Origin of the sequence: Actinoplanes teichomyceticus ATCC 31121, from assembly GCF_003711105.1 — a bacterium.
Classification (GTDB): domain Bacteria; phylum Actinomycetota; class Actinomycetes; order Mycobacteriales; family Micromonosporaceae; genus Actinoplanes; species Actinoplanes teichomyceticus.
Genome location: NZ_CP023865.1, coordinates 174,144 through 193,777, shown reverse-complemented (window position 1 = coordinate 193,777; position 19,634 = coordinate 174,144). Strand labels below are relative to the sequence as shown.

Genomic DNA, 19,634 nt, shown 5'->3' with positions numbered 1-19,634 from the left:
ACCGGCACGGGCGGTCCCCTCGTGTCGCCGGCCGGGTGTCGACCGGCGACCCGCGCGAGGCGGGGCGGTCACCCGCGGAGAAGTCGATCTTCTACGATCATCGGCATCCATCACGGGGGAATGAGCCCATGCCTTCTGCGGCTCAGCGCGGCCTCGCGGCCGCCTGTTGCGCTTTCCTGTCCACCGTCGGCCTGATGACCGTTCCGGCCCTGCCCGCCTCCGCGGCGGCGCCGTCCGAAGTGACCGTCATACCGTCCGACATCATCGAGCACTACGCCACCGACCGGGTGGGCTTCGCCGGGGAAACCGGCTTCCTGCACCAGTACACGACCAACGACAGCTGGCTCTGGACCCGATACGCGGACGGCGCCACCCGGACCGTCACCGCGCTCGACGGCCTCCCGGCAAGTTACCTCGTCCGGGCCGGCGGTGACCGGATCCGGATCCTGGCCGACGTCGCCGGCCACACGGTGGCCGGCGCGCTGACGGTGCTGGACCTCGGCACCGACAGCTGGTTGCACCCGGCGCTACCCACGAACGCCGCCATGCTCGCCTACTTCAGCGACACGATGCTGATCCGGTCCCGGACCGGGCCCGGCGATCTGGCGCTGCGGAAGTTCACCGGCGACGGCTCGCCCGTCACCGTGCCCGTGACCGGAGTACCGGCTGACGCGACCGGGCTGAACAGCGGCATCGTCACCGCACCGGATGCGACCGCGACGACCATCGGCTTCCGGGGCAGCACCGACGGCGTCGGGTGGACCCGGTACGGCCTGCTCGACATCGCGACCGGCCGGCTCTCGATGATGCCCGAGGTCACCGGGACCATCCAGGTAATGCTGTCGGCCACCCACGTCGGCTTCCGGACCAGCGGCACGGTGCAGCTCTTCGAGCGATCAGCCGTCGTCGCCGGCGCCGCCGGGGAACCGGCCGCCATCGCGTACCCGTCCGGAACCTCCGTGCTGCTGGTCGACGGCGGCCTCCTGCTCCGGTCCACCAGCAACGACCGGGTGCCGGTCCGGTTCCGGTCCGCCGACGGAACGGACCGGCAGCTCCTGCCGCGAAGCCAGGCCGGCGCCGATGCGGTCGTCCCGGCTCCGGCCGGCGCCCTCGTGGTGGGCGGCACGGACGCGCGGGACTGGGCTGTCCAGCGGGTCACCTCCGGCGGCGCGGTCCCGGTCCTCGCCGTGACCCGCCCGGCCGTCACCGCCGGTCTCACGGTGAGCCAGGGCCTGGTCCGGCGGATACGCGTCACCACCCGGCAGGGTCAGAAGTCGACCTACGAATTCACCAACCACCACCTGCTCAGCGGCATCACCGAACCGCACGCCGCCGGTGGCACACTGACGAATGCCTCCGCGTGCGCGCCCGACGCGCACTGCGTCCGCACCGTGGACGGCAACCGGTACGGCACCGCCTGGGTCTCCGCCGGTACGACCTCGACCACCGTCTCGTTCAAGCGGGACGCGTACACCAGTGGCTTCGATGTCACGCTCCCGGCCGGCGGCGGTTCTCTGGTCGACGTCTCCGACAGCTACGCGATCGTCAACACCACGACCCCGGCCAGGCAGTACGTGATCCGGACCGGGTACACCGACGAGATCACCGCGAGGGCGGTGACCGGCGCGGCGCTCTGGTTCGACACACTGTGGACCGCGAGCGCCGGCCGGATCCAGGCGAAGAACCTGACCACCGGCGCCACGGCCGCCGCGCTCGCCACCGGCTCCTCCTGCACACCGTCCGAGCTGCAAGCGACCGGCAGGCAGGTCTACTGGTCATGCGGCGCGGACGGCCCGGCCGGCGTCTACGACGTGGCCCGGAAACGGAACGTGGCGCTGCCGTCCGGGCGATACCTGCTCGGTGACGGCTACGCGGTCCGGCACGACGCGGACGGCGCCCTGATCCGGCACGACCTGGGCACCGGCGACCGGGCCACGCTCGGCACCTTCGCCCGGGGCGCCCTGCCGGACGACCGGAACATCACCTGGGCGGTCGACAAGTACAGCGGGAATGTCGTCCATGCGGACGCGACCGGCGCCGTGCACGTGATCGACGCGGGGGTGGCCCGGTCACGGCCGGCCGTGGTGGTCACCAACGACGGCGACTACGCGGTGACCTTCGGCTCCGATCACGTCTGGTCCCGGTACCTCACGCTGAGCCGGCCGGTCACCGCGTGGAGGGCGACCATCACCGAGGCCGCCACCGGCGCCGTGGTCGCCACCCGTAGCGGCGGCCCGACGACCGCCGAGATCGGCATCGTCTGGGACGGCTACCTGGCCGGTCGGCGGCGCGCGACCAGCGGCCTGTACCGGATAGCCCTGACCACCAGCGCGGACGGCAGCACCGGCAGCACCGGCACGTCCACCGTGATGGTCCTGTGCGGCACCCCGAAGATGCGCGGCTACGACTGCGACGGCATGCCGGGAGTGCTGGCCGTGCGAAAGGACGGCCGGGCGGCCTGGCAACTCGCTCGCCGGGACCGCACCTCGCTGTGGGATCAGGGCTGGACCGAGCAGTGGGACATCGGCACCCGCAGGAGCCAGGTGTCGGCGCTCGTCCCGTTCGGCGACCTCGACAACGACCTCGACAACGATCTGCTGGTTCGCAAGGGCGACGGCAGCCTGTACGCCTACCTCGGCTTCGGGCAGGCCTACTTCGGCCGGAACCGAGTCGTCAAGATCAGCACCGGCTGGAACCGTTACGACGCGCTGGTCACCTCCGGCGACCTGAACCGCGACGGCCGCCCCGACCTGCTGGCCCGGGACGCCAAGACCGGCGTGCTGTACCGCTACTACGGCAACGGCAGGTCGTTCGGCGGCCGTGCCGAGCTCGGTGGCGGCTACCGGTCGTACGCCCGGATCGTCGGTCCCGGCGACATCAACGGCGACGGCCGCGCCGACCTGCTGCTGGTCAGCAAGAAGGGCGTCGTGTACACCCAGTACGGAACCGGCAGCGGCACCTTCGGCAAGGCCCGGAGGATCGGTTCCGGGTTCACCGCCTACAACGCGGTGATCGGCGTGGGCGATCTGAACCAGGACGGCCGCAACGACCTGCTGGTCCGCGACCGGGCCGGCAACCTGTTCCGCCTGCTCGGCACGGGCCGGGGCACCTTCGCCGCTCGGCAGCGGATCGGCACCGGGTACCAGAAGTGGGCGTACCTGTTCTAAGCGGTGCGGCGCAGCGCGACCACCGCGATGTCGTCGGCCTGCTCACCCGCCCCGCCGAGGCGGGTGAGCAGCCGGCTGCAGAAGGCGTTCAGGTCCGCTTCCACCTCGGCGGCGCAGGCGGCCAGCGCGTGCAGCCCCTCGTCGATGTCGGTGTCGCGCCGCTCGATCAGCCCGTCGGTGTAGAGCACCAGCGTGCCGCCGGGTGGCAGCGTGAGCTCCAGTTCGGCGCGTGCCGGCGCGTCCAGCCCGAGCAGGGCGCCGCGCGGCGCCAGGAACCGGGCTTCGCCGTCGACGTGCAGCAGCGGCGGCAGGTGCCCGGCCGAGGCCATCCGGATCTGTCCGGTGGCCGGGTCCAGGGTGAACAGGCACAGCGTGGCCGACTCGGTGGGCAGCACGGTACGCATGAACCGGTTCGCCAACTCCAGCACCACCCCCGGCGGGTGGCCCTCCACCGCGTACGCCCGGACCGCGTGCCGCAGCTCGGCCATCACCGTGGCGGCGTGCAGCGAGTGCCCGGCCACGTCCCCGATCGCCACCAGCAGCTTTCCGTCCAGCACGGTCAGCTCGTAGAAGTCGCCGCCCACCTCGGTCTGCGCGCCGGCCGGCTCGTAGCGTACGGCCAGTTCGATCCCCGGCACGTCGGGAAGGCGGGACTGCAGCAGGCTGCGCTGCAGGGTGACCGCGATCCGGTGCTCCTCGTCGAACGACCGCTGGGCCTCCACCGCGGCCGCCACCGCCTGCGACAGCTGCCGCAGCACCGGGAAACCGGGCGTCTGCGAGCTGCCCGACACGGCCACGTAGACCGGCGGCCGGTCGATCCGCAGCCGGGCCGCGGCCACCGCGACCGACTCGCCGTCCGGCCACCGCACCACGTCCCAGTCGGCCGGTTCGTCCGTGCGGACCAGGGATCCGACCGCGACGCGATGGCCCGGCACCGCCCATTTGCGTACGGCGGCGGGCGGCCCCACCGCGGCCAGGCTCTCCCCCTCGGAGGTCTCCGCCACCACCACGACCGGGCCGCCGAAGATGTCCGCCGCCCCGTCCGCGGCCGCCTCCAGCAGGGCGGACAGTGTGGACGAGGAGTTGATCGCCAGCGTGGTCTCGGCCAGCCGGACCATCCGGGCGGCGAGCAGCTCGGCCCGCTGCCGTGCCCGGTAGTAGCGCAGCACCGCCTGCGCGGTCGCGATCAGCTCGTCCGGCTCGATCGGCTCGACGAGGTACGCGTCCGCGCCACGGTTGAGTCCCTGGGTACGGTCGTTGACGTCGACCGCGTGCGCGGACACGTGGATCACCGGCAGGACGCCGTACCGTTGATCGGTCTTGATCTGTTCGCAGACGTCGAAACCGCTCATGTCCGGCAGCTTCACGTCCAGCACGACCAGGTCGGCGGCGACGTCCTCGTCGGCCAGCTTGCGCAGCGCCTCGCCGCCGCTCTCGGCTTCGACGACCGTGAACCCGGCCCGGGTCAGCCAGCTGACCAGCAGGTACCGTTTCGTGGCGCTGTCGTCGACGACGAGGACGGTGGCCGGGGTCATGACGTCGCCGGTAGCTGGAGCGTGAACGTGCTGCCCTCACCCGGGACGGAGTGCACCCGCAGGCCGCCGCCGAGGATCCCGGCCAGCCGCCGGGCGTAGGGCAGGCCCAGACCGGTGCCCTTGCCGCTCACCGGCTTGCTGCCGGGCACCTGGTAGAACTCCTCGAAGATCCGTTCGTGCAGCTCGGGCGGGATGCCGACCCCGGTGTCGGCGACCACGAACTCGATCTCCGAGCCGACCGGCCGCGCGCTGAGCCGCACCGAGCCGGACTCGGTGAACTTCAACGCGTTGGTCAGCAGGTTGCGCAGCACCTGGGCGAGCAGCACCTCGTCGGAGCGCAGACTCGGCACGGCCGGCTCCTCCACCACGAAATCCACCTCCGGACGGGTGGCGAGCGGGCGCAGGGTGCCGCGCAGCTGGCCGAACATCGCCTTGAGATCGACCGTGGTCCAGTTCGGCTCGATCCGGCCGGCCTCCGCCTTGGCCAGGTCGAGCAGGCCGTTGACCAGGGTCAGCAGATCGCTCGCCGAGGTACGGATCAGGTCCACCTGGCGGCGCTGCTCGTCGGTGAGCTGATCCGACGACGAGTCGGTGAGCAGCCGGCCCAACCCGATGATCGCGGTGACCGGGGCGCGCAGCTCGTGGCTGACATTGGCCAGGAAGCGGCTCTTGGCCTCGCTGGCCGCGCGCAGCTGCACCGACTTCTCGTCCAGCTCGGCGTAGAGCGCGACCACCCCGCGGTTGGTCTCCTCGAGCTCGTCGGAAAGCTGGTGGTACAGCGCCATCACGCCGCGGTTGGTCTCCTCCAGCTCGGCGTTCAGCCGGGCCAGGTCGTCGCGTTGCGCGCGCACCTCGTCGAGGGCGGCGATCAGCTGCTGGTTCTGCACCGCCAACTCGTCCAGCGGGCTGCCCGGCACGTGCTGGGTCAGCTCGGCGCGGATCTCGTCCATCCTGGTCGGCGTCAGAGCCGGCGTCCCGGGCGGTAACCGCCGCGCCATCCGGATCGTCGTGCCGCTACCGCCATCGTCGTCGACCTCCATCGTGTCGACCAGACGGCCGACCTGCTGCAACTGCTCGGCCAGCCGCGGCGAGCCGCCACCTGCCGAATGTGCCATTGTCACCTGGAGGTTGGGTACCCCATAGGGCTCCACCGCGAACGTCACGTCCGCCCCCGCCCCCGCGGTGAGCAGCACCCGGCCCACCTCGCTGATCGCGGTCGCCATCCGGGTCTGGTCCTGCGCCTCCAGGCCGACCGCCCGGGCCACCTCCCGGCCGAGCTGCCGCACCACGAAGATGTCCGGTTCGGCGCGCAGCCGCATACGCATCAGTGGCTCGGTCACGCTCATGGCAGCCGGGCCACGAGCACGCCGGCGTCGTCCCGGCGGGTTCCCGCGTCCCGCAGCACCACGCCCGCGATCACCTCGGGCGATCGGGCCAGCAGACCCGGGTAGCCGACCGGGGACCACCGATCCACCACGCCGTCGGAGTGCATCAGCACGGTGGTTCCGGGTGGCAGCGGGTAGTCGTACTCCCGGACCTGGCGGCGCTGATGCCCGGCGATGCCGGGCATCGACACCATGCCGCGCCGGGTGCCGTCGGGCAGGAACAGGGTGCCGGCGATGTTGCCCAGCCCGGCGTAGCGGACCAGGCCGGCGGCCGGGTCGAGCTCGGCGACGGCCAGCGCGGCGCCACGGGTGTGCCCGAGCTTACGGTGCAGCGCCTCCACCATCGCCGCCGGCGAGCCGGCCGGGACGTGCCGGAACACCCGCACCGCCTCCTGCGAGGCCGCCGCGGCCAGCCCGCCGTGCCCCAGCCCGTCGCAGACCAGCAGCTGGCGCCGGCCGTCGGCCTCGCGGATCGCGTACGCGTCGCCGCTCACCGCCTCCCCGGTGATCGGCCGGGTCAGCCCGGACGCCCACGCCGCTTCCGGGGGATCGTCCGGCCACACCTGCACGGCCAGGACCGTGCCGTGGCCCGGCAGCGAGTACATGTCCCAGTGGCTGGCCTGGCGCAGGATCGCGCCGAGCCCGATACCCAGCGTGCCGGCGGTGGAGTGCCCGTCGCCGAGCGCCCGCGCCACATCGGCGATCCCCGGCCCGCTGTCGATCGAGACGAGCTCGACCCCGGCCTGCTGCGTGGTGCGCACCGCGCGCACCAGGACGGTGCCCTGCACGGCGTGTTTGACCAGATTGCCGGCCGCTTCGGCGGCGACGATGGAGAGGTCGGCGACCCGCCGCTCCGGCATGGCCAGCTCGGTGGCGAGGCGTTCGGCCGCGCGGCGTACGGCGGAGGCGGTTCCGGCGTCCTCCACCCGGAACCAGACCCCACCTTCGAGGAGCCCTTCGGGCAGGGACGCCACCGTTCCTCCGCTCATCGGCACCACTTGGTCACGGTGATGGTGGTGCCCTTGCCGACCTCGGTCTCGATCTCGAACTCGTCGACGAGACGGCGCGCGCCGCTGAGTCCCAGTCCCAGCCCGCCACCGGTGGTGTAGCCATCGGTGAAGGCCAGGTCCAGGTCGGCGATACCCGGTCCCTGGTCGGCGAAAACGATGCGGATGCCGGCCCGGATCTCGTTGCGTACCCGGCTCACCTCGATGGTGCCACCGCCGCCGTAGACCAGGGTGTTGCGGGCCAGCTCGCTCGCCGCGGTGACCAGCTTGGTCTGGTCGACGAGGGAGAGCTTGGCCTCGACCGCGACGGTGCGGACCAGCTGCCGGACCCGGACCACGTCCTGATCGGTGGTGACCGGGATCCGCCGGCTCTCCTCGTTCACGGCGTGCTTACCGCTGCCGGGTCGGCCTCATCCTCGTCGTCATCGTCGGGCTCGGCCTCGGCCCGGCTGCGCGCCAGCATCTCGATGCCCAGTTCGACGTTGAGCGCGGTCCGGATGCCCTGCAGCGACAGCCCGAGCTCGACCAGGGTGATCGCCACCGCCGGCCGCATACCGACCACCACGGTCTCGGCGTCCAGCACCCGGGAGACCGAGGCGATGGTCGCGAGCGTACGGCCGACGAACGAGTCGACGATGTCCAGCGCGCTGATGTCGATGATCACGCCGTGGCAGCCGGTCGCCACGATCCGCTCGGCCAGGTCCTCCTGCAGCTGCAGGGCGGTCTGGTCCTCCATGTCGATCTGGATGGAGACCAGGAGGATGTCGCCGATCTTGAGGACCGGCACGCGTTCCACGTCAGCGCTCCGTCCGCTTGGTCGCCACGACCTTGTAACTGCTCTTGCCGAGAACGTAGCGCAGCGCGTCGGCCAGCGAGGACTTCGTCGCGATGTCGCCGAACTCGATGCCGAGCGCCACGATGGTCTGGGCGATCTGTGGCCGGATCCCGGAGATGATGCAGTCGGCGCCCATCAGCCGGGCGGCCACCACGGTCTTCAGGATGTGCTGGGCGACCTGGGTGTCCACCGCCGGGACGCCGGTGATGTCGATGATCGCGTGCGGCGAGCCGGTGTCGACCAGGGTCTGCAGCAGGCGCTCCATCACCACCTGGGCGCGGGCCGAGTCGAGCGTGCCGACCAGCGGCACCGCCACCACGCCCTCCCAGAGCTTCACCACCGGGGTGGAGAGCTCCAGCAGCTGCTCGGTCTGGTCGGCGATCAGGGCCTCCCGGACACGCACGTAGCTGTCGAAGGTGAACAGGCCGGCCTGGTCCACGAAACCGGAGAAGGCGACGTACTGCCGCAGCGTGCCGGCGTCCGGGGTGTCCCCGAGGATCTCCAGCACCGCGTCCTTCAGCGCGTACACGCTGATCGCGGTCTCGGTGGCGGTGAAGCCCTGCCGCGCCCGGCTGCGGGACAGCTCGCTCAGCTGGGCCCGCAGCTCGCCCGCCGACTCCTCGGCGACGTCGCCCGCGCCGGCCGCGAGCGCCTGCTGGAAGCCCTTGTGCAGCTCGGCCGTCTGCCGCCGCAGCTCGACGCCGGTCATCCGGCCCTTGAGCCCGGTGGTGACCAGTTCCGCCCAGCGGCTGACGAGCCCCTCGGATTGTTCCTCGAGCAGGTTCGCGAACCGAACCGACTCCTCCGGACTCAGCGCCACCGCTGCCTCCCCACCACACGATCCGTGCGCAACGGCCGGACTTTACCATCAGGATGTCCGTTAGTTGCTGTAGACCAACTAACGGACGGGGTCAAGCCCTTCGTCCCCGCCAGCGCGCATCCCCTCGGTACGTGGAGTACCGTTCAGCAATAACAGGAGGTCCACGAATGTCCTTGACGGTGCAGACCGAACAACGCGGCGACATGGTCGTCGTGTCGGTGGCCGGTGAGCTCGACATGGCTACCGCCCCGCAGCTGCAGGACCAGATCAGCGACCTGCTGGAGAAGGGTCGGACCAGGCTGGTCTTCGATCTGGCCGAGGTGTCGTTCTGCGACTCCACCGGGCTGTCCGTCTTCGTCCGTGCGAAGAACAGCACCGACGACGCCGGCGGCACGGTCCGGCTGGCCGCGCCGCAGCGCGGCGTGCTGCGCATCCTGGAGGTGAGCGGCCTGGTCGAGGTGCTGCACACGTACCCGACCGTGGATGAGGCGGTCGCCGCCGAGGAGCCCGCGCTCGACTGACGGGCGCACACCCGACGACCGGACCGGTCGGCGTAGTTTGTCGCCGACCGGCCACGGGAACCCGTTGCCGGATTGACCTCGGCCCCCGGGAGTGCCCGTGAAAAAGATGTTCCAAGGCTTCAAAGACTTCATCATGCGCGGCAACGTCGTCGACCTCGCCGTGGGTGTCGTCATCGGCGCCGCGTTCACCGCCGTGGTGACCACCCTGACCGAAGGCTTCCTGAAACCGCTGATCCAGGTGATCAGCGGCGGCAGCGGGGTCGAGGCCGGCACCTTCAAGATCAACAAGGTGCCGTTCGACTACGCCAGCTTCATCAACGCGGTGATCACCTTCCTGCTGACCGCGGCGGTGCTCTACTTCCTGGTCGTCTACCCGCTCAACGTGCTGGCCGAGCGCCGCCGCCGCGGCGAGGAGCCCCCGCCGAAGTCGCCCAGCGAAGAGGTCAAGCTGCTCACCGAGATCCGTGACGCGCTGGTCGCCCAGGCACAGGCCGGGCATGGCGCCCAGCCGCAGGGCAACGTCTACGGCAGCGCGGTCGACGACATCCTCCAGCGCCGCCAGGAGCCGCCGCGCTGACCGGCCGCGAAAAAGATTCGCCCTCCCGGCACTGTTCGAACAGATGTTCGATACAGTGCCGGGATGGAGCAGCGTAAGCACTGGTGGAACGGCAAATGGGGACGTCTCGCACGGAAGGACGTCTACCTTCGCACCAGCGGCGACCAGTGGTATGTCGAGCAGCGCGCCGGCGGCTCCGACGGCACGTCGCACTTCTTCGAGTACGACAGCGAGGACGCCGCCCTGGACATGGTCCGCGCCCTGCTGAACGGCCCGGACGAGTGGCGTGAGCTGTCCGTGCGCCCGCCGGCCCGCTGATCAGGCCGCCCGGCGCCGGTCCCGGCCGCAGTCGCGCCGGGCGGTGAGCGGACCGGTCGGCGGGACCAGCCGCAGTCCCGGCCGCCGCGCCGCCGGGGTCTCGCCCTGCTGCTCGGCCGTGCCGTCGAAACGCCAGCCGGCGCCGACCCGCACACCGGGCGGCCGCGCCGATCCGCCGGCGCTTCGCGACAGCGCCACGACCAGCAGATAGCCGACGACCACGAAACCGTGCCCGACCAGCCGGGCGACGTCCACCCGGCCGGCGGTCAGGTCGTTGACCGACAGCAGCAGCAACATCCCGACGAACGCCGTCAGCATCGGCACCAGCCCGACCGGCCGGGTGCGCCGCAGCGCGATGACGAGGTAACCCGCGCCCACCGCGACGTTCCACGCGGCCGACTCGTTCCACAGGTGCCCGGGCGCCGTGGCCGGCCCGAGGTGCACGTGCCCGGCCCCGGACGCGCCGCCGACCTGCGCCAGCCCCAGGATGATCTGGACCGCGCCGATCAGCGCGAGAGCGACGTACATCGCCGCCACCGGGAGGCGCCGCGAGGGCGCCTTCACCGGCGCCGCGGGCCGGGCGGCCAGGATGGCCGCGCTGAGATCCGGCACCTCCGGCACCGCCCCGGTACGCGTGAGCCGGTTCACCGCCGCGGCCCGCTCCAGCCACTCCCGGCATCCCGCACAGCCGGCCAGGTGCTCGTCGACCAGCGGCCGCACGACCGGGTCGTCCTCGCCGTCCAACTGCGCCGACAGCATCTCGCGCCACCGCTCACACGCCATGCCTCCATAGTCGCGCGGGATCGGCCGACGGTTCCGGCCCGGTCACCGCCTTTTCCGCCGGCGGCGGTGGTCAGTGCGACTGCGGCCCCGGCCCGGCGTGCAGTTCCCGGCTGTGCCCGAGCAGCCGCCGCCGTTCCCGGAAGGCTCGCAGGTTGGCGGTGTTCCCGCAGGTGCTCACGTCGTGCCAGACCCCGCTGTTGTTCCGCGAGGTGTCGAAGAACGCGGCGCGGCAGGCCGCGTTGTGGCAGAGCTTGAGCCGCGGCCAGATCCCGGCCTGCTGGGCGAGCAGCGCCTCGGCCCACAGCGCCGAGGCCAGCCACCGGGTGCCCCGGCCGGTCGGCACCACCCGCACCCACCCGGCCGCGTCCGGCGCGAGGCTGACCGGCACGTCGGCGGGCGGCAGCGCGCCGGGCGGCTCCTGGTTCGACCCGGCCAGCACCACCTGCTCGAACGCCGACCGCAGCCGGCGCAGCGAGCGCAGGTCGGCGGCGGAGAGCAGCAGCGTCGGGGCGGGCAGGCCGGACGAGCGGGACCACATCGCCAGCGCGTCGGTCACCCACCACTGGGCGTCCTCGACGGCGGCCAGCAGATCCGGCCCGTACGACATCGCCGCGCGCGTGTTCAGCAACTCCTGGACGAGGGCGAAACCTCCGGGCGCCTCCCGCACGCCGTGCCGCGCGCTCGCCTTCCACGACATAGCCAAAGACTACTTGACTCTTTTTCACACCTTGCGACCCGGTACGCCCTGATCACTCACCGGCGGGTGGACGATCGGACATGATGGGTGGACGGTGGTGAATGGGTCTCCAGAGTGACCCGGCTGATCGGTGAGGGAGGCCCCCGTGCACAGAGTCCCGGTTTTCGCGCTCGCCGCGGTGACGGCGTTGACCCTGGCCACCGGTTGCGACTCGGGCCAGCCGGAGACCGGTGGCACGCCCTCGGCCGGACCCGCTCCGTCGTCGGCCGCGCCCAGCAGCCCCGCCACGCCGTCCGCACCCACCGCCCCGCCCTCGACCGCCCCGGTACGGAAACTGAGGATCGGCGCCAAGGGCGCCGATGTGCTCGCCCTGCAGCACCGGCTGACCGAGCTCGGCTACTGGAACGGCACGGCGGACGGCAGGTTCGGCGCAACCACCCAGCAGGCGGTGTACGCCCTGCAGAAGGCCGCCGGCCTGCGCCGCGACGGCGTGGTCGGCCCACGGACCCGGCAGGCCCTGGACCGCGGCGTGGCCGCGAAGGCGAGATCGACGAGCGGGCGGGTGGTGGAGATCGACCTGAGACGGCAGCTGCTGATGCTGGTCGACGACGGCCGGATCACCCAGGTCTTCAACACCTCGACCGGCTCGAACGAGTACTACCAGCAGAAGGGCGAGACCTTCCGGGCCGACACCCCGCGGGGAAAATTCCGGGTGAGCCGGCAGATCGACGGCTGGCGGAACGCCCCGCTGGGCCTGCTCTGGCGGCCGAAGTACTTCAACGGCGGGATCGCCGTGCACGGAGCGACCAGCGTTCCGCCCTACGCGGCCTCACACGGGTGCGCCCGGGTGTCGATCGCCGCGATGAACTGGCTGTGGAAGAACGACGCCCTGCCGCTGAAGACCCGGGTCTGGGTCTACTGACCCGCCCGGGGCGCGCGGCCCGGGCAGCACGGCCGGCCCGGCCGTCTCCGGCGGGAACGCCGTGCCGTACAGCTCGGCGCAGAGCACCACGCCCATCCACGGCACCCACGGCCCGCTCAGCACCAGCGGCGCCGACCGGCCCCGCACCCGCAAGGTCACCGACCAGTCGGCCGGCTCGGTCTCGACCTGGGCGACCGCCCGCAGCGGCCACTCCTCGGCGCCGACCACGATCCGCTGATCGGTGATCACCACGACCCGCCGGCCGCCGCCGGTCACGTCGGCCGGGAACCACCCGTACTGCTTCTCCCCCGGCCGCAGCCGCACGGTCGGCGCCACCGCGGCCGGCCGCCCACCCCGCTCCACCAGCGCGGCCAGCAACGTCATCGACCGGAACCCGGCCGCCAGCTGTCCGTCATCCCATCCCGTCACACCACGCTCCCGTCCACCGCCGGGCAGGCCCCGGCACACCGCGAGCCCCAGCCGCGGGACTGTGACTCTCGCACGCCGGGTCGTGACCGACCAGTAGATACACCCGCAAGAGGGGAGTTTCGCCGACCAGGCGGTCCCATTCGGAACAATCCGGCTACCCCGACCGGGTGCCCCGCCCGGGCTCGCCGATGCCACCGGTGGCCGGTTCGGGGACGCGCCTCGTCCGGAGACGGCCGTCGCCGGCCCGGCGAGCGGCCGACCGGGACCCGCTTCCGCCCGGCGCTGAGCTCATGGGAGCCCGGGCAGCACATCCTCATGCGGCCAGACCTCCGCGAGCACCCTGGCCAGACCAGGATCGGAGCTCGACACGCAGTACGGCGTCTGCTCCGGGTCACGCACCGCCAACTCGACCGGAGCGGACAGCAGGCCCCAGACCGGAAGCGCGTTCGCGAGCCGGCCCCGGAGCCGCAGATCCCGATACTCCGGCTCCGACCACACTGCGGACGCGCGCTTGAGGTCGGCCGGATCGACCGCTACCCACACCCCGAACGTGGCGCTGAAGTCGCCGGTCAACCTCACCGGGAGCAATGCCCGCAGGAAGGCGCCCACCCCGGGGATGTGCATCATCACCGAGACGTCCGGGTTCGCATGACTCAGCCAGGCGCCTCGTACCCGATGCTGCCGGCGGGTATCGAGGACCGGATCCGGCAGCCGGAACCGCGCATGCCGGTCATGGGTGTCCCTCGGCCGCCCGCAGCAGAGGCACACGTCGCCGGCCTGCCGCGTCTCCGCCGAGGGGTCGCTGTCGACCGGGTCGGCGCGCTTACCGAACCAGTCAAGGACTCTGCCCACAACGCCTCTTCCACCTCGTGCGGGCGCGCTTGGCTGCGGTACCGCCCGTAAAACGGGCCAGGCCAGCCCCGGTGTACCGGAGCTGGCCTGGTGCAACGGTGGGCCGCCAGGGACTCGAACCCTGAACCTAAGGATTAAAAGTCCTCAGCTCTGCCATTGAGCTAGCGGCCCGCCGGTGTCAGCGTACCGACCCCGATCCGTTCCGCAATCATGTACCCGCCGCGCCACGGCTGCCCGCGATCACCCCGCGGCGAGGAACCCCCGGACGTACGCCCGTCGTCCCTGGTGGATCCGGGCTTTCCCGGTCCCCTCCGGAATGCCCTGGCGTTCGGCGATCTCGCGGTAGTCCAGCCGGCGGATGTCGCGCAGCAACGACCGGCCCGACCAGACCGGGGTTGCGGGTCTCCCACCGTTGCAGGGCGTCCAGCAGGTCCAGCCGGGAACCGGCGATGACGCTGGTGGTACGGGCGTCCGGCACGTCGATCGGCGGATCTTCGGGCGCCTGTTCCACCGCCCGCCGCTTCAACGACCGGTACGTCTGCCGCGCGCTGTTCGACCCGGCCAGGGAGATCGCGCACGCCTCCGGCTCCACCGTGGTAACGGGCACCCCGGATACGTCGGCAAGGACGGCGCAGCCCCCACATCACGACTGGATCACGACTCGCTGGCGTGTTCAGTCTCCGGACATCTCGCGGACAGGTGGATCAGGGATCCTGCGAGCCATGCAACGTACTTCCGGCATCGCCGCGCTTGTCGCACTGACCACCCTCGCCGCGGGCGCTCCGGCCTACGCCGCCGAGCGCCCGGCCCGCGAAGTGACCGCGAAGGCCGAAACCCCGGCGTTGTACGACGACGAGGCCGGCGGCGATGCCGACGCGGACGATCCGGCTATCTGGATCAACAAGGCGAACCGGGCCCGCAGCCTGGTGATCGGCACCGCCAAGAACGGCGGCCTGCGGGTCTACGACCTGACCGGCCGCGAGGTGCAATCCATCGCGACCCCGGACGGCGGCCGCTTCAACAACGTCGACATCGTCTCCGGCTTCCCGTTGGGGCGGCAGAAGGTCGACCTGGCCGTCGTCACCGACCGCGGCCTGGACAAGCTGCGCATCTACCGGATCAGCCCGGCCGGGCTGACCGACGTCACCTCGGCCGAGGCGCCGCTGCTCTTCGCCCGGGACCAGGCGGAGGTCGAGGAGCAGGCCACCGGCTACGGTCTGGCCACCTACGACCGGTACGCGGTGGTCAGCCGCCGGCACAGCACCCGCCTCGGCATCTTCCGGCTGGAGGAGAGGCACGGCCGGGTCACCTACCGCACCTCGGACACCCTGGACCTGCCGAGCTCGTTCCGGCTGCCGGACGGCGGCACCTGGTCGCCCTGCGCGGAGCCGGGTGAGGGCCCCCAGATCGAGGGCATGGTGGTGGACGCCGAGGCGGGCGTGCTCTACGCCGCCCAGGAGGACGTCGCGCTCTGGCGGATCAACCTGCGGGGCGGCACGTTCAGCAGCGTCCCGCGGATCGTCGAGAAGGTCAAAGAGTACGGCGTACCGGGCACCTGGGACGCCGAGTCCGAGGAGTGCGTCCTGGACTCGGCCGCGGACCCGGGCCTCGGCGGCCGGATCACCGCGGACGTCGAGGGCGCCACGATCTACCAGACCGGCAGGCACGACGGCTACCTGATCGTCTCCAGCCAGGGCGACAGCCGCTTCTACGTCTACGACCGTCGCACGAACCGTCCGGTCACCCGCTTCACGGTCGCGGACGGCCCGCTCGACGGCGTGCAGCACTCCGACGGCGCCGCGGCCACCTCGGTCGCGCTGCCCGGCTACCCGAAGGGCCTGCTGGTCCTCCACGACGGCGAGAACACCCCCGATGGTGGGCGCACCAGCACGAACTTCAAGTTCGTCGACTGGCGCAGCCTCCACATCGCAAAAATCTGACCCGCTTCCCCGTACGCCACGAGCCCCGCACCGCCGTCCGAGGACTCCCCCCCGGAACACACAGACACCCCGTTTCGAAGCTCCGGCCGGGCACGGGGTGTTTCTGTACCCGCCGCACGGAGCCGGGTCCGGTGTCTCACCACTCGGCCCGCCGCACGGGGCCGGGTCCGGTGTCTCACCACTCGGCCCGCCGCACGGGGCCGGGTCCGGTGCCTCACCGGGCGGCCCGGCCCGGTCCCGGACACAGGCGCGAGGCTCGCCAGTCCGTGGAAACGAAGAAAGGCCCACCCCGTCCGGGGTGGGCCTTTCTCAACGTTAAGTCCGGCGGCGTCCTACTCTCCCACACCCTCCCGAGTGCAGTACCATCGGCGCTGGAGGGCTTAGCTACCGGGTTCGGAATGTAACCGGGCGTTTCCCCTCCGCTATGACCACCGAAACAGCCATCAGCGAAACCACAACCAGCAACCCACACACCACAAACAGCAGCATGGGATGGTTGTTCGTTTGCTGTGAATCACACAGTGGACGCTAAGCATAAAGTATAGAGTGGTTAAGCCCTCGGCCTATTAGTACCGGTCAACTCAACACGTTACCGTGCTTACATCTCCGGCCTATCAACCCAGTCGTCTAGCTGGGAGCCTTACCCACTCAAAGGTGGTGGGATACCTCATCTCGAAGCGAGCTTCCCGCTTAGATGCTTTCAGCGGTTATCCCTTCCGAACGTAGCCAACCAGCCATGCTCCTGGCGGAACAACTGGCACACCAGAGGTTCGTCCGTCCCGGTCCTCTCGTACTAGGGACAGCCCTTCTCAAGTATCCAACGCGCACGGCGGATAGGGACCGAACTGTCTCACGACGTTCTAAACCCAGCTCGCGTACCGCTTTAATGGGCGAACAGCCCAACCCTTGGGACCTGCTACAGCCCCAGGATGCGACGAGCCGACATCGAGGTGCCAAACCATCCCGTCGATATGGACTCTTGGGGAAGATCAGCCTGTTATCCCCGGGGTACCTTTTATCCGTTGAGCGACACCGCTTCCACACGCAAGTGCCGGATCACTAGTCCCGACTTTCGTCCCTGCTCGACCCGTCAGTCTCACAGTCAAGCTCCCTTATGCACTTACACTCAACACCTGATTGCCAACCAGGCTGAGGGAACCTTTGGGCGCCTCCGTTACCCTTTAGGAGGCAACCGCCCCAGTTAAACTACCCACCAGACACTGTCCCTCGACCCGATCAGGGCCGCAAGTTAGATACCCAAACCCAACAGAGTGGTATTTCAACAACGCCTCCACCCGAACTGGCGTCCGAGCTTCACCGGCTCCCACCTATCCTACACAATCGAATTCAGATACCAATGTCAAGCTATAGTAAAGGTCCCGGGGTCTTTCCGTCCTGCCGCGCGTAACGAGCATCTTTACTCGTACTGCAATTTCGCCGGGCCTGTGGTTGAGACAGTGGGGAAGTCGTTACGCCATTCGTGCAGGTCGGAACTTACCCGACAAGGAATTTCGCTACCTTAGGATGGTTATAGTTACCACCGCCGTTTACTGGCGCTTAAGTTCTCCGCTTCGCCCCAAAGAGCTAACAGGTCCCCTTAACGTTCCAGCACCGGGCAGGCGTCAGTCCATATACATCGTCTTACGACTTGGCATGGACCTGTGTTTTTAGTAAACAGTCGCTTCCCCCTGCTCTCTGCGGCCATACCACGCTCCACCCGCAAGGGGCTTCACGCGTCCGGCCCCCCTTCTCCCTAAGTTACGGGGGCAATTTGCCGAGTTCCTTAACCACAGTTCACCCGTCGCCTCGGTATTCTCTACCTGACCACCTGTGTCGGTTTCGGGTACGGGCCGCTCGGAACATCGCTAGAGGCTTTTCTCGGCAGCATAGGATCACTGACTTCACCAGAACGGCTCGGCATCACGTCTCAGCCTCATGTGTCACGGATTTGCCTATGACACGGCCTACACGCTTACCCCGGCACAACCACCGGCCGGGATCAGCTACCTTCCTGCGTCACCCCATCACTAAACTACTACCCAGAAGGGTCCTGGCCTCCACGCCCTTGGTCCGAAGACCGCAGACGCTTCAGGCAGTTAGCATCCCGAGGTTCATCTTGGGCGTTCCTTTGCGGGTACGGGAATATCAACCCGTTATCCATCGACTACGCCTCTCGGCCTCGCCTTAGGCCCCGACTCACCCAGGGCGGATTAGCCTGGCCCTGGAACCCTTGGTCATCCGGCGGAAGGGGTTCTCACCCTTCATTCGCTACTCATGCCTGCATTCTCACTCGTGTAGCGTCCACGACTGGATCACTCCGCCGCTTCACCCGCAACACGACGCTCCCCTACCCATCAACGCGCCTGGATAGAATCCCGAAGAACTCTACCGAGCAATGCGTCAATGCCACAGCTTCGGCGGTGTGCTTGAGCCCCGCTACATTGTCGGCGCGGAACCACTTGACCAGTGAGCTATTACGCACTCTTTAAAGGGTGGCTGCTTCTAAGCCAACCTCCTGGTTGTCCATGCGATCCCACATCCTTTTCCACTTAGCACACGCTTAGGGGCCTTAGCTGGCGATCTGGGCTGTTTCCCTCTCGACTACGAAGCTTATCCCCCGCAGTCTCACTGCCGCGCTCTCACTTACCGGCATTCGGAGTTTGGCTGATTTCAGTAAGCTTGTAGGCCCCCTAGACCATCCAGTGCTCTACCTCCGGCAAGAAACACACGACGCTGCACCTAAATGCATTTCGGGGAGAACCAGCTATCACGGAGTTTGATTGGCCTTTCACCCCTAACCACAGGTCATCCCCCAACTTTTCAACGTTGGTGGGTTCGGTCCTCCACGCAGTCTTACCCACGCTTCAACCTGCCCATGGCTAGATCACCCCGCTTCGGGTCTAGAACATGCGACTAAAAACGCCCTATTCAGACTCGCTTTCGCTACGGCTACCCCACACGGGTTAACCTCGCCACATGCCACTAACTCGCAGGCTCATTCTTCAAAAGGCACGCCATCACCCCGAAAGGCTCTGACGGATTGTAGGCGAACGGTTTCAGGTACTATTTCACTCCCCTCCCGGGGTACTTTTCACCATTCCCTCACGGTACTAGTCCGCTATCGGTCACCAGGAAGTATTCAGCCTTACCAGGTGGTCCTGGCAAATTCACAGCAGATTCTAGGAGTCCGCTGCTACTCGGGAACACCACAAGGAGGTCATACACTTTCGTCTACCGGGCTCTCACCGTCTACGGCCGACTTTCCCACGTCGTTCGACTAGCATAAGACTTTGTAACTCCTCGAACGCATGTCAGTACGTTCCAGCAGGTCCCACGACCCCTCACGTGCAACCCCTGACAGGTATCACACACGCAAGGTTTAGGCTACATCCGCTTTCGCTCGCCACTACTCACGGAATCACGGTTGTTTTCTCTTCCTACGGGTACTGAGATGTTTCACTTCCCCGCGTTCCCCTCACACACCCTATGAATTCAGGCATGGATGACACGACATGACTCGTGCCAGGTTTCCCCATTCGGACACCCTGGGATCACAGCTAGGTTGACAGCTCCCCCAGGCCTATCGCGGCCTCCCACGTCCTTCATCGGCTCCTGGTGCCAAGGCATCCACCGTTCGCCCTTGACAACTTAACCACAGAAAACAAGATGCTCGCGTCCACTGTGCAATTCTCAACCAACGACCAACCCACAACCACCACGATCAACCACCAGCACTGTCAAAACAGCCGGTATGGAAGACCAGGTCGTGCCTGGCATTGAAGACCAACCCAAAGGTTGTTCTTTCAGATACCCAACAGGGTGCTTATCGCCCTCACCAGCCGCACCAGAACCCGTTCCGCCGCCCGA

At 69.1% G+C, this 19,634-nt stretch carries 17 protein-coding genes, 1 tRNA gene and 2 rRNA genes; 6 read left to right on the top strand and 14 right to left on the bottom strand.

Going from position 1 to position 19,634, the window contains the following annotated elements; translation table 11 throughout:
• Positions 1–194: 194 nt before the first annotated feature.
• Positions 195–3,167, top strand: a complete 2,973-nt coding sequence (locus tag ACTEI_RS00880) for an FG-GAP repeat domain-containing protein (protein ID WP_122975885.1) — start codon at positions 195–197, stop codon at positions 3,165–3,167.
• Here the strand turns inward: ACTEI_RS00880 and ACTEI_RS00875 are convergent.
• The 6 genes from ACTEI_RS00875 to ACTEI_RS00850 are packed head-to-tail and all read right to left on the bottom strand — an operon-like array spanning position 3,164 to position 8,749.
• Positions 3,164–4,702 (bottom strand): SpoIIE family protein phosphatase, encoded by a 1,539-nt coding sequence (locus ACTEI_RS00875; RefSeq protein WP_122975884.1) that lies wholly within the window; start codon positions 4,700–4,702, stop codon positions 3,164–3,166. The two genes, ACTEI_RS00880 and ACTEI_RS00875, sit on opposite strands and share 4 nt — an antisense overlap.
• Entirely contained in the window at positions 4,699–6,048 is a 1,350-nt protein-coding gene (locus tag ACTEI_RS00870; protein ID WP_187645963.1) for a sensor histidine kinase, read from the bottom strand. Before ACTEI_RS00870 ends, ACTEI_RS00875 begins: the two co-directional genes overlap by 4 nt.
• Complete coding sequence (locus tag ACTEI_RS00865; RefSeq protein ID WP_122981847.1) at positions 6,045–7,076, bottom strand: SpoIIE family protein phosphatase; 1,032 nt, start codon at positions 7,074–7,076, stop codon at positions 6,045–6,047. The genes ACTEI_RS00870 and ACTEI_RS00865 overlap by 4 nt, the downstream gene beginning before the upstream one ends.
• Complete coding sequence (locus ACTEI_RS00860) at positions 7,073–7,477, bottom strand: anti-sigma regulatory factor (protein ID WP_122975882.1); 405 nt, start codon at positions 7,475–7,477, stop codon at positions 7,073–7,075. The genes ACTEI_RS00865 and ACTEI_RS00860 overlap by 4 nt, the downstream gene beginning before the upstream one ends.
• Positions 7,474–7,890, bottom strand: coding sequence for an STAS domain-containing protein (locus ACTEI_RS00855; RefSeq protein WP_122975881.1), 417 nt, complete (start codon positions 7,888–7,890; stop codon positions 7,474–7,476). The genes ACTEI_RS00860 and ACTEI_RS00855 overlap by 4 nt, the downstream gene beginning before the upstream one ends.
• Before the next feature lies 1 nt (position 7,891).
• Positions 7,892–8,749 (bottom strand): STAS domain-containing protein, encoded by an 858-nt coding sequence (locus ACTEI_RS00850; protein ID WP_122975880.1) that lies wholly within the window; start codon positions 8,747–8,749, stop codon positions 7,892–7,894.
• Positions 8,750–8,916: 167 nt separating this feature from the next.
• Between ACTEI_RS00850 and ACTEI_RS00845 the strand changes: the two genes are divergently transcribed.
• The 3 genes from ACTEI_RS00845 to ACTEI_RS00835 all read left to right on the top strand — a co-directional run bounded on the left by ACTEI_RS00845 (position 8,917) and on the right by ACTEI_RS00835 (position 10,144).
• The gene (locus ACTEI_RS00845) at positions 8,917–9,270 is read left to right on the top strand and encodes an STAS domain-containing protein (RefSeq protein ID WP_122975879.1); all 354 of its coding nucleotides are present in this window, start codon (positions 8,917–8,919) and stop codon (positions 9,268–9,270) included.
• 106 nt (positions 9,271–9,376) lie between these two features.
• A complete protein-coding gene (gene mscL, locus ACTEI_RS00840; protein WP_122975878.1) occupies positions 9,377–9,847 on the top strand; it encodes a large conductance mechanosensitive channel protein MscL in 471 nt (156 codons plus the stop codon).
• Between the two features lie 63 nt (positions 9,848–9,910).
• Complete coding sequence (locus ACTEI_RS00835; protein ID WP_122975877.1) at positions 9,911–10,144, top strand: hypothetical protein; 234 nt, start codon at positions 9,911–9,913, stop codon at positions 10,142–10,144.
• Here the strand turns inward: ACTEI_RS00835 and ACTEI_RS00830 are convergent, their stop codons facing one another.
• Positions 10,145–10,927, bottom strand: coding sequence for a zf-HC2 domain-containing protein (locus ACTEI_RS00830; protein WP_122975876.1), 783 nt, complete (start codon positions 10,925–10,927; stop codon positions 10,145–10,147).
• Positions 10,928–10,997: 70 nt separating this feature from the next.
• The gene (locus ACTEI_RS00825) at positions 10,998–11,624 is read right to left on the bottom strand and encodes a CGNR zinc finger domain-containing protein (protein WP_122975875.1); all 627 of its coding nucleotides are present in this window, start codon (positions 11,622–11,624) and stop codon (positions 10,998–11,000) included.
• A 145-nt stretch (positions 11,625–11,769) separates the two neighbouring features.
• Between ACTEI_RS00825 and ACTEI_RS00820 the strand changes: the two genes are divergently transcribed.
• Positions 11,770–12,546, top strand: a complete 777-nt coding sequence (locus tag ACTEI_RS00820; protein WP_203723870.1) for a L,D-transpeptidase family protein — start codon at positions 11,770–11,772, stop codon at positions 12,544–12,546.
• On the opposite strand, the gene ACTEI_RS00815 is transcribed toward ACTEI_RS00820, so the two are convergent.
• The 4 genes from ACTEI_RS00815 to ACTEI_RS38850 all read right to left on the bottom strand — a co-directional run bounded on the left by ACTEI_RS00815 (position 12,454) and on the right by ACTEI_RS38850 (position 14,199).
• Positions 12,454–12,975 carry a hypothetical protein gene (locus tag ACTEI_RS00815; protein WP_122975874.1) on the bottom strand — a complete coding sequence of 174 codons (522 nt, stop codon included), beginning with the start codon at positions 12,973–12,975 and terminating at the stop codon, positions 12,454–12,456. The two genes, ACTEI_RS00820 and ACTEI_RS00815, sit on opposite strands and share 93 nt — an antisense overlap.
• Before the next feature lie 288 nt (positions 12,976–13,263).
• Positions 13,264–13,827, bottom strand: a complete 564-nt coding sequence (locus ACTEI_RS00810) for a DUF2199 domain-containing protein (protein ID WP_164465806.1) — start codon at positions 13,825–13,827, stop codon at positions 13,264–13,266.
• Positions 13,828–13,926: 99 nt separating this feature from the next.
• Positions 13,927–13,998 (bottom strand) — tRNA-Lys (locus tag ACTEI_RS00805).
• A 69-nt stretch (positions 13,999–14,067) separates the two neighbouring features.
• Positions 14,068–14,199 carry a sigma factor-like helix-turn-helix DNA-binding protein gene (locus ACTEI_RS38850; RefSeq protein WP_262384786.1) on the bottom strand — a complete coding sequence of 44 codons (132 nt, stop codon included), beginning with the start codon at positions 14,197–14,199 and terminating at the stop codon, positions 14,068–14,070.
• Between the two features lie 350 nt (positions 14,200–14,549).
• On the opposite strand from ACTEI_RS38850, the gene ACTEI_RS00795 reads away from it, so the two are divergent.
• Positions 14,550–15,767, top strand: a complete 1,218-nt coding sequence (locus tag ACTEI_RS00795; RefSeq protein ID WP_122975872.1) for a phytase — start codon at positions 14,550–14,552, stop codon at positions 15,765–15,767.
• Positions 15,768–16,086: 319 nt separating this feature from the next.
• On the opposite strand, the gene rrf is transcribed toward ACTEI_RS00795, so the two are convergent.
• Positions 16,087–16,203: ribosomal RNA gene (rrf, locus tag ACTEI_RS00790) — 5S ribosomal RNA — on the bottom strand.
• Positions 16,204–16,313: 110 nt separating this feature from the next.
• A 23S ribosomal RNA gene (locus ACTEI_RS00785) occupies positions 16,314–19,421 on the bottom strand.
• Positions 19,422–19,634 lie beyond the last annotated feature (213 nt).

Bases quoted from the DNA above. Each gene is read 5' to 3' on its own strand.
- ACTEI_RS00880 (WP_122975885.1), top strand. From the start codon at position 195: ATGACCGTTCCGGCCCTGCCCGCCTCCGCGGCGGCGCCGTCCGAAGTG.
- ACTEI_RS00875 (WP_122975884.1), bottom strand. From the start codon at position 4,702: ATGACCCCGGCCACCGTCCTCGTCGTCGACGACAGCGCCACGAAACGG.
- ACTEI_RS00870 (WP_187645963.1), bottom strand. From the start codon at position 6,048: ATGAGCGTGACCGAGCCACTGATGCGTATGCGGCTGCGCGCCGAACCG.
- ACTEI_RS00865 (WP_122981847.1), bottom strand. From the start codon at position 7,076: ATGAGCGGAGGAACGGTGGCGTCCCTGCCCGAAGGGCTCCTCGAAGGT.
- ACTEI_RS00845 (WP_122975879.1), top strand. From the start codon at position 8,917: ATGTCCTTGACGGTGCAGACCGAACAACGCGGCGACATGGTCGTCGTG.
- mscL (WP_122975878.1), top strand. From the start codon at position 9,377: ATGTTCCAAGGCTTCAAAGACTTCATCATGCGCGGCAACGTCGTCGAC.
- ACTEI_RS00835 (WP_122975877.1), top strand. From the start codon at position 9,911: ATGGAGCAGCGTAAGCACTGGTGGAACGGCAAATGGGGACGTCTCGCA.
- ACTEI_RS00830 (WP_122975876.1), bottom strand. From the start codon at position 10,927: ATGGCGTGTGAGCGGTGGCGCGAGATGCTGTCGGCGCAGTTGGACGGC.
- ACTEI_RS00825 (WP_122975875.1), bottom strand. From the start codon at position 11,624: ATGTCGTGGAAGGCGAGCGCGCGGCACGGCGTGCGGGAGGCGCCCGGA.
- ACTEI_RS00795 (WP_122975872.1), top strand. From the start codon at position 14,550: ATGCAACGTACTTCCGGCATCGCCGCGCTTGTCGCACTGACCACCCTC.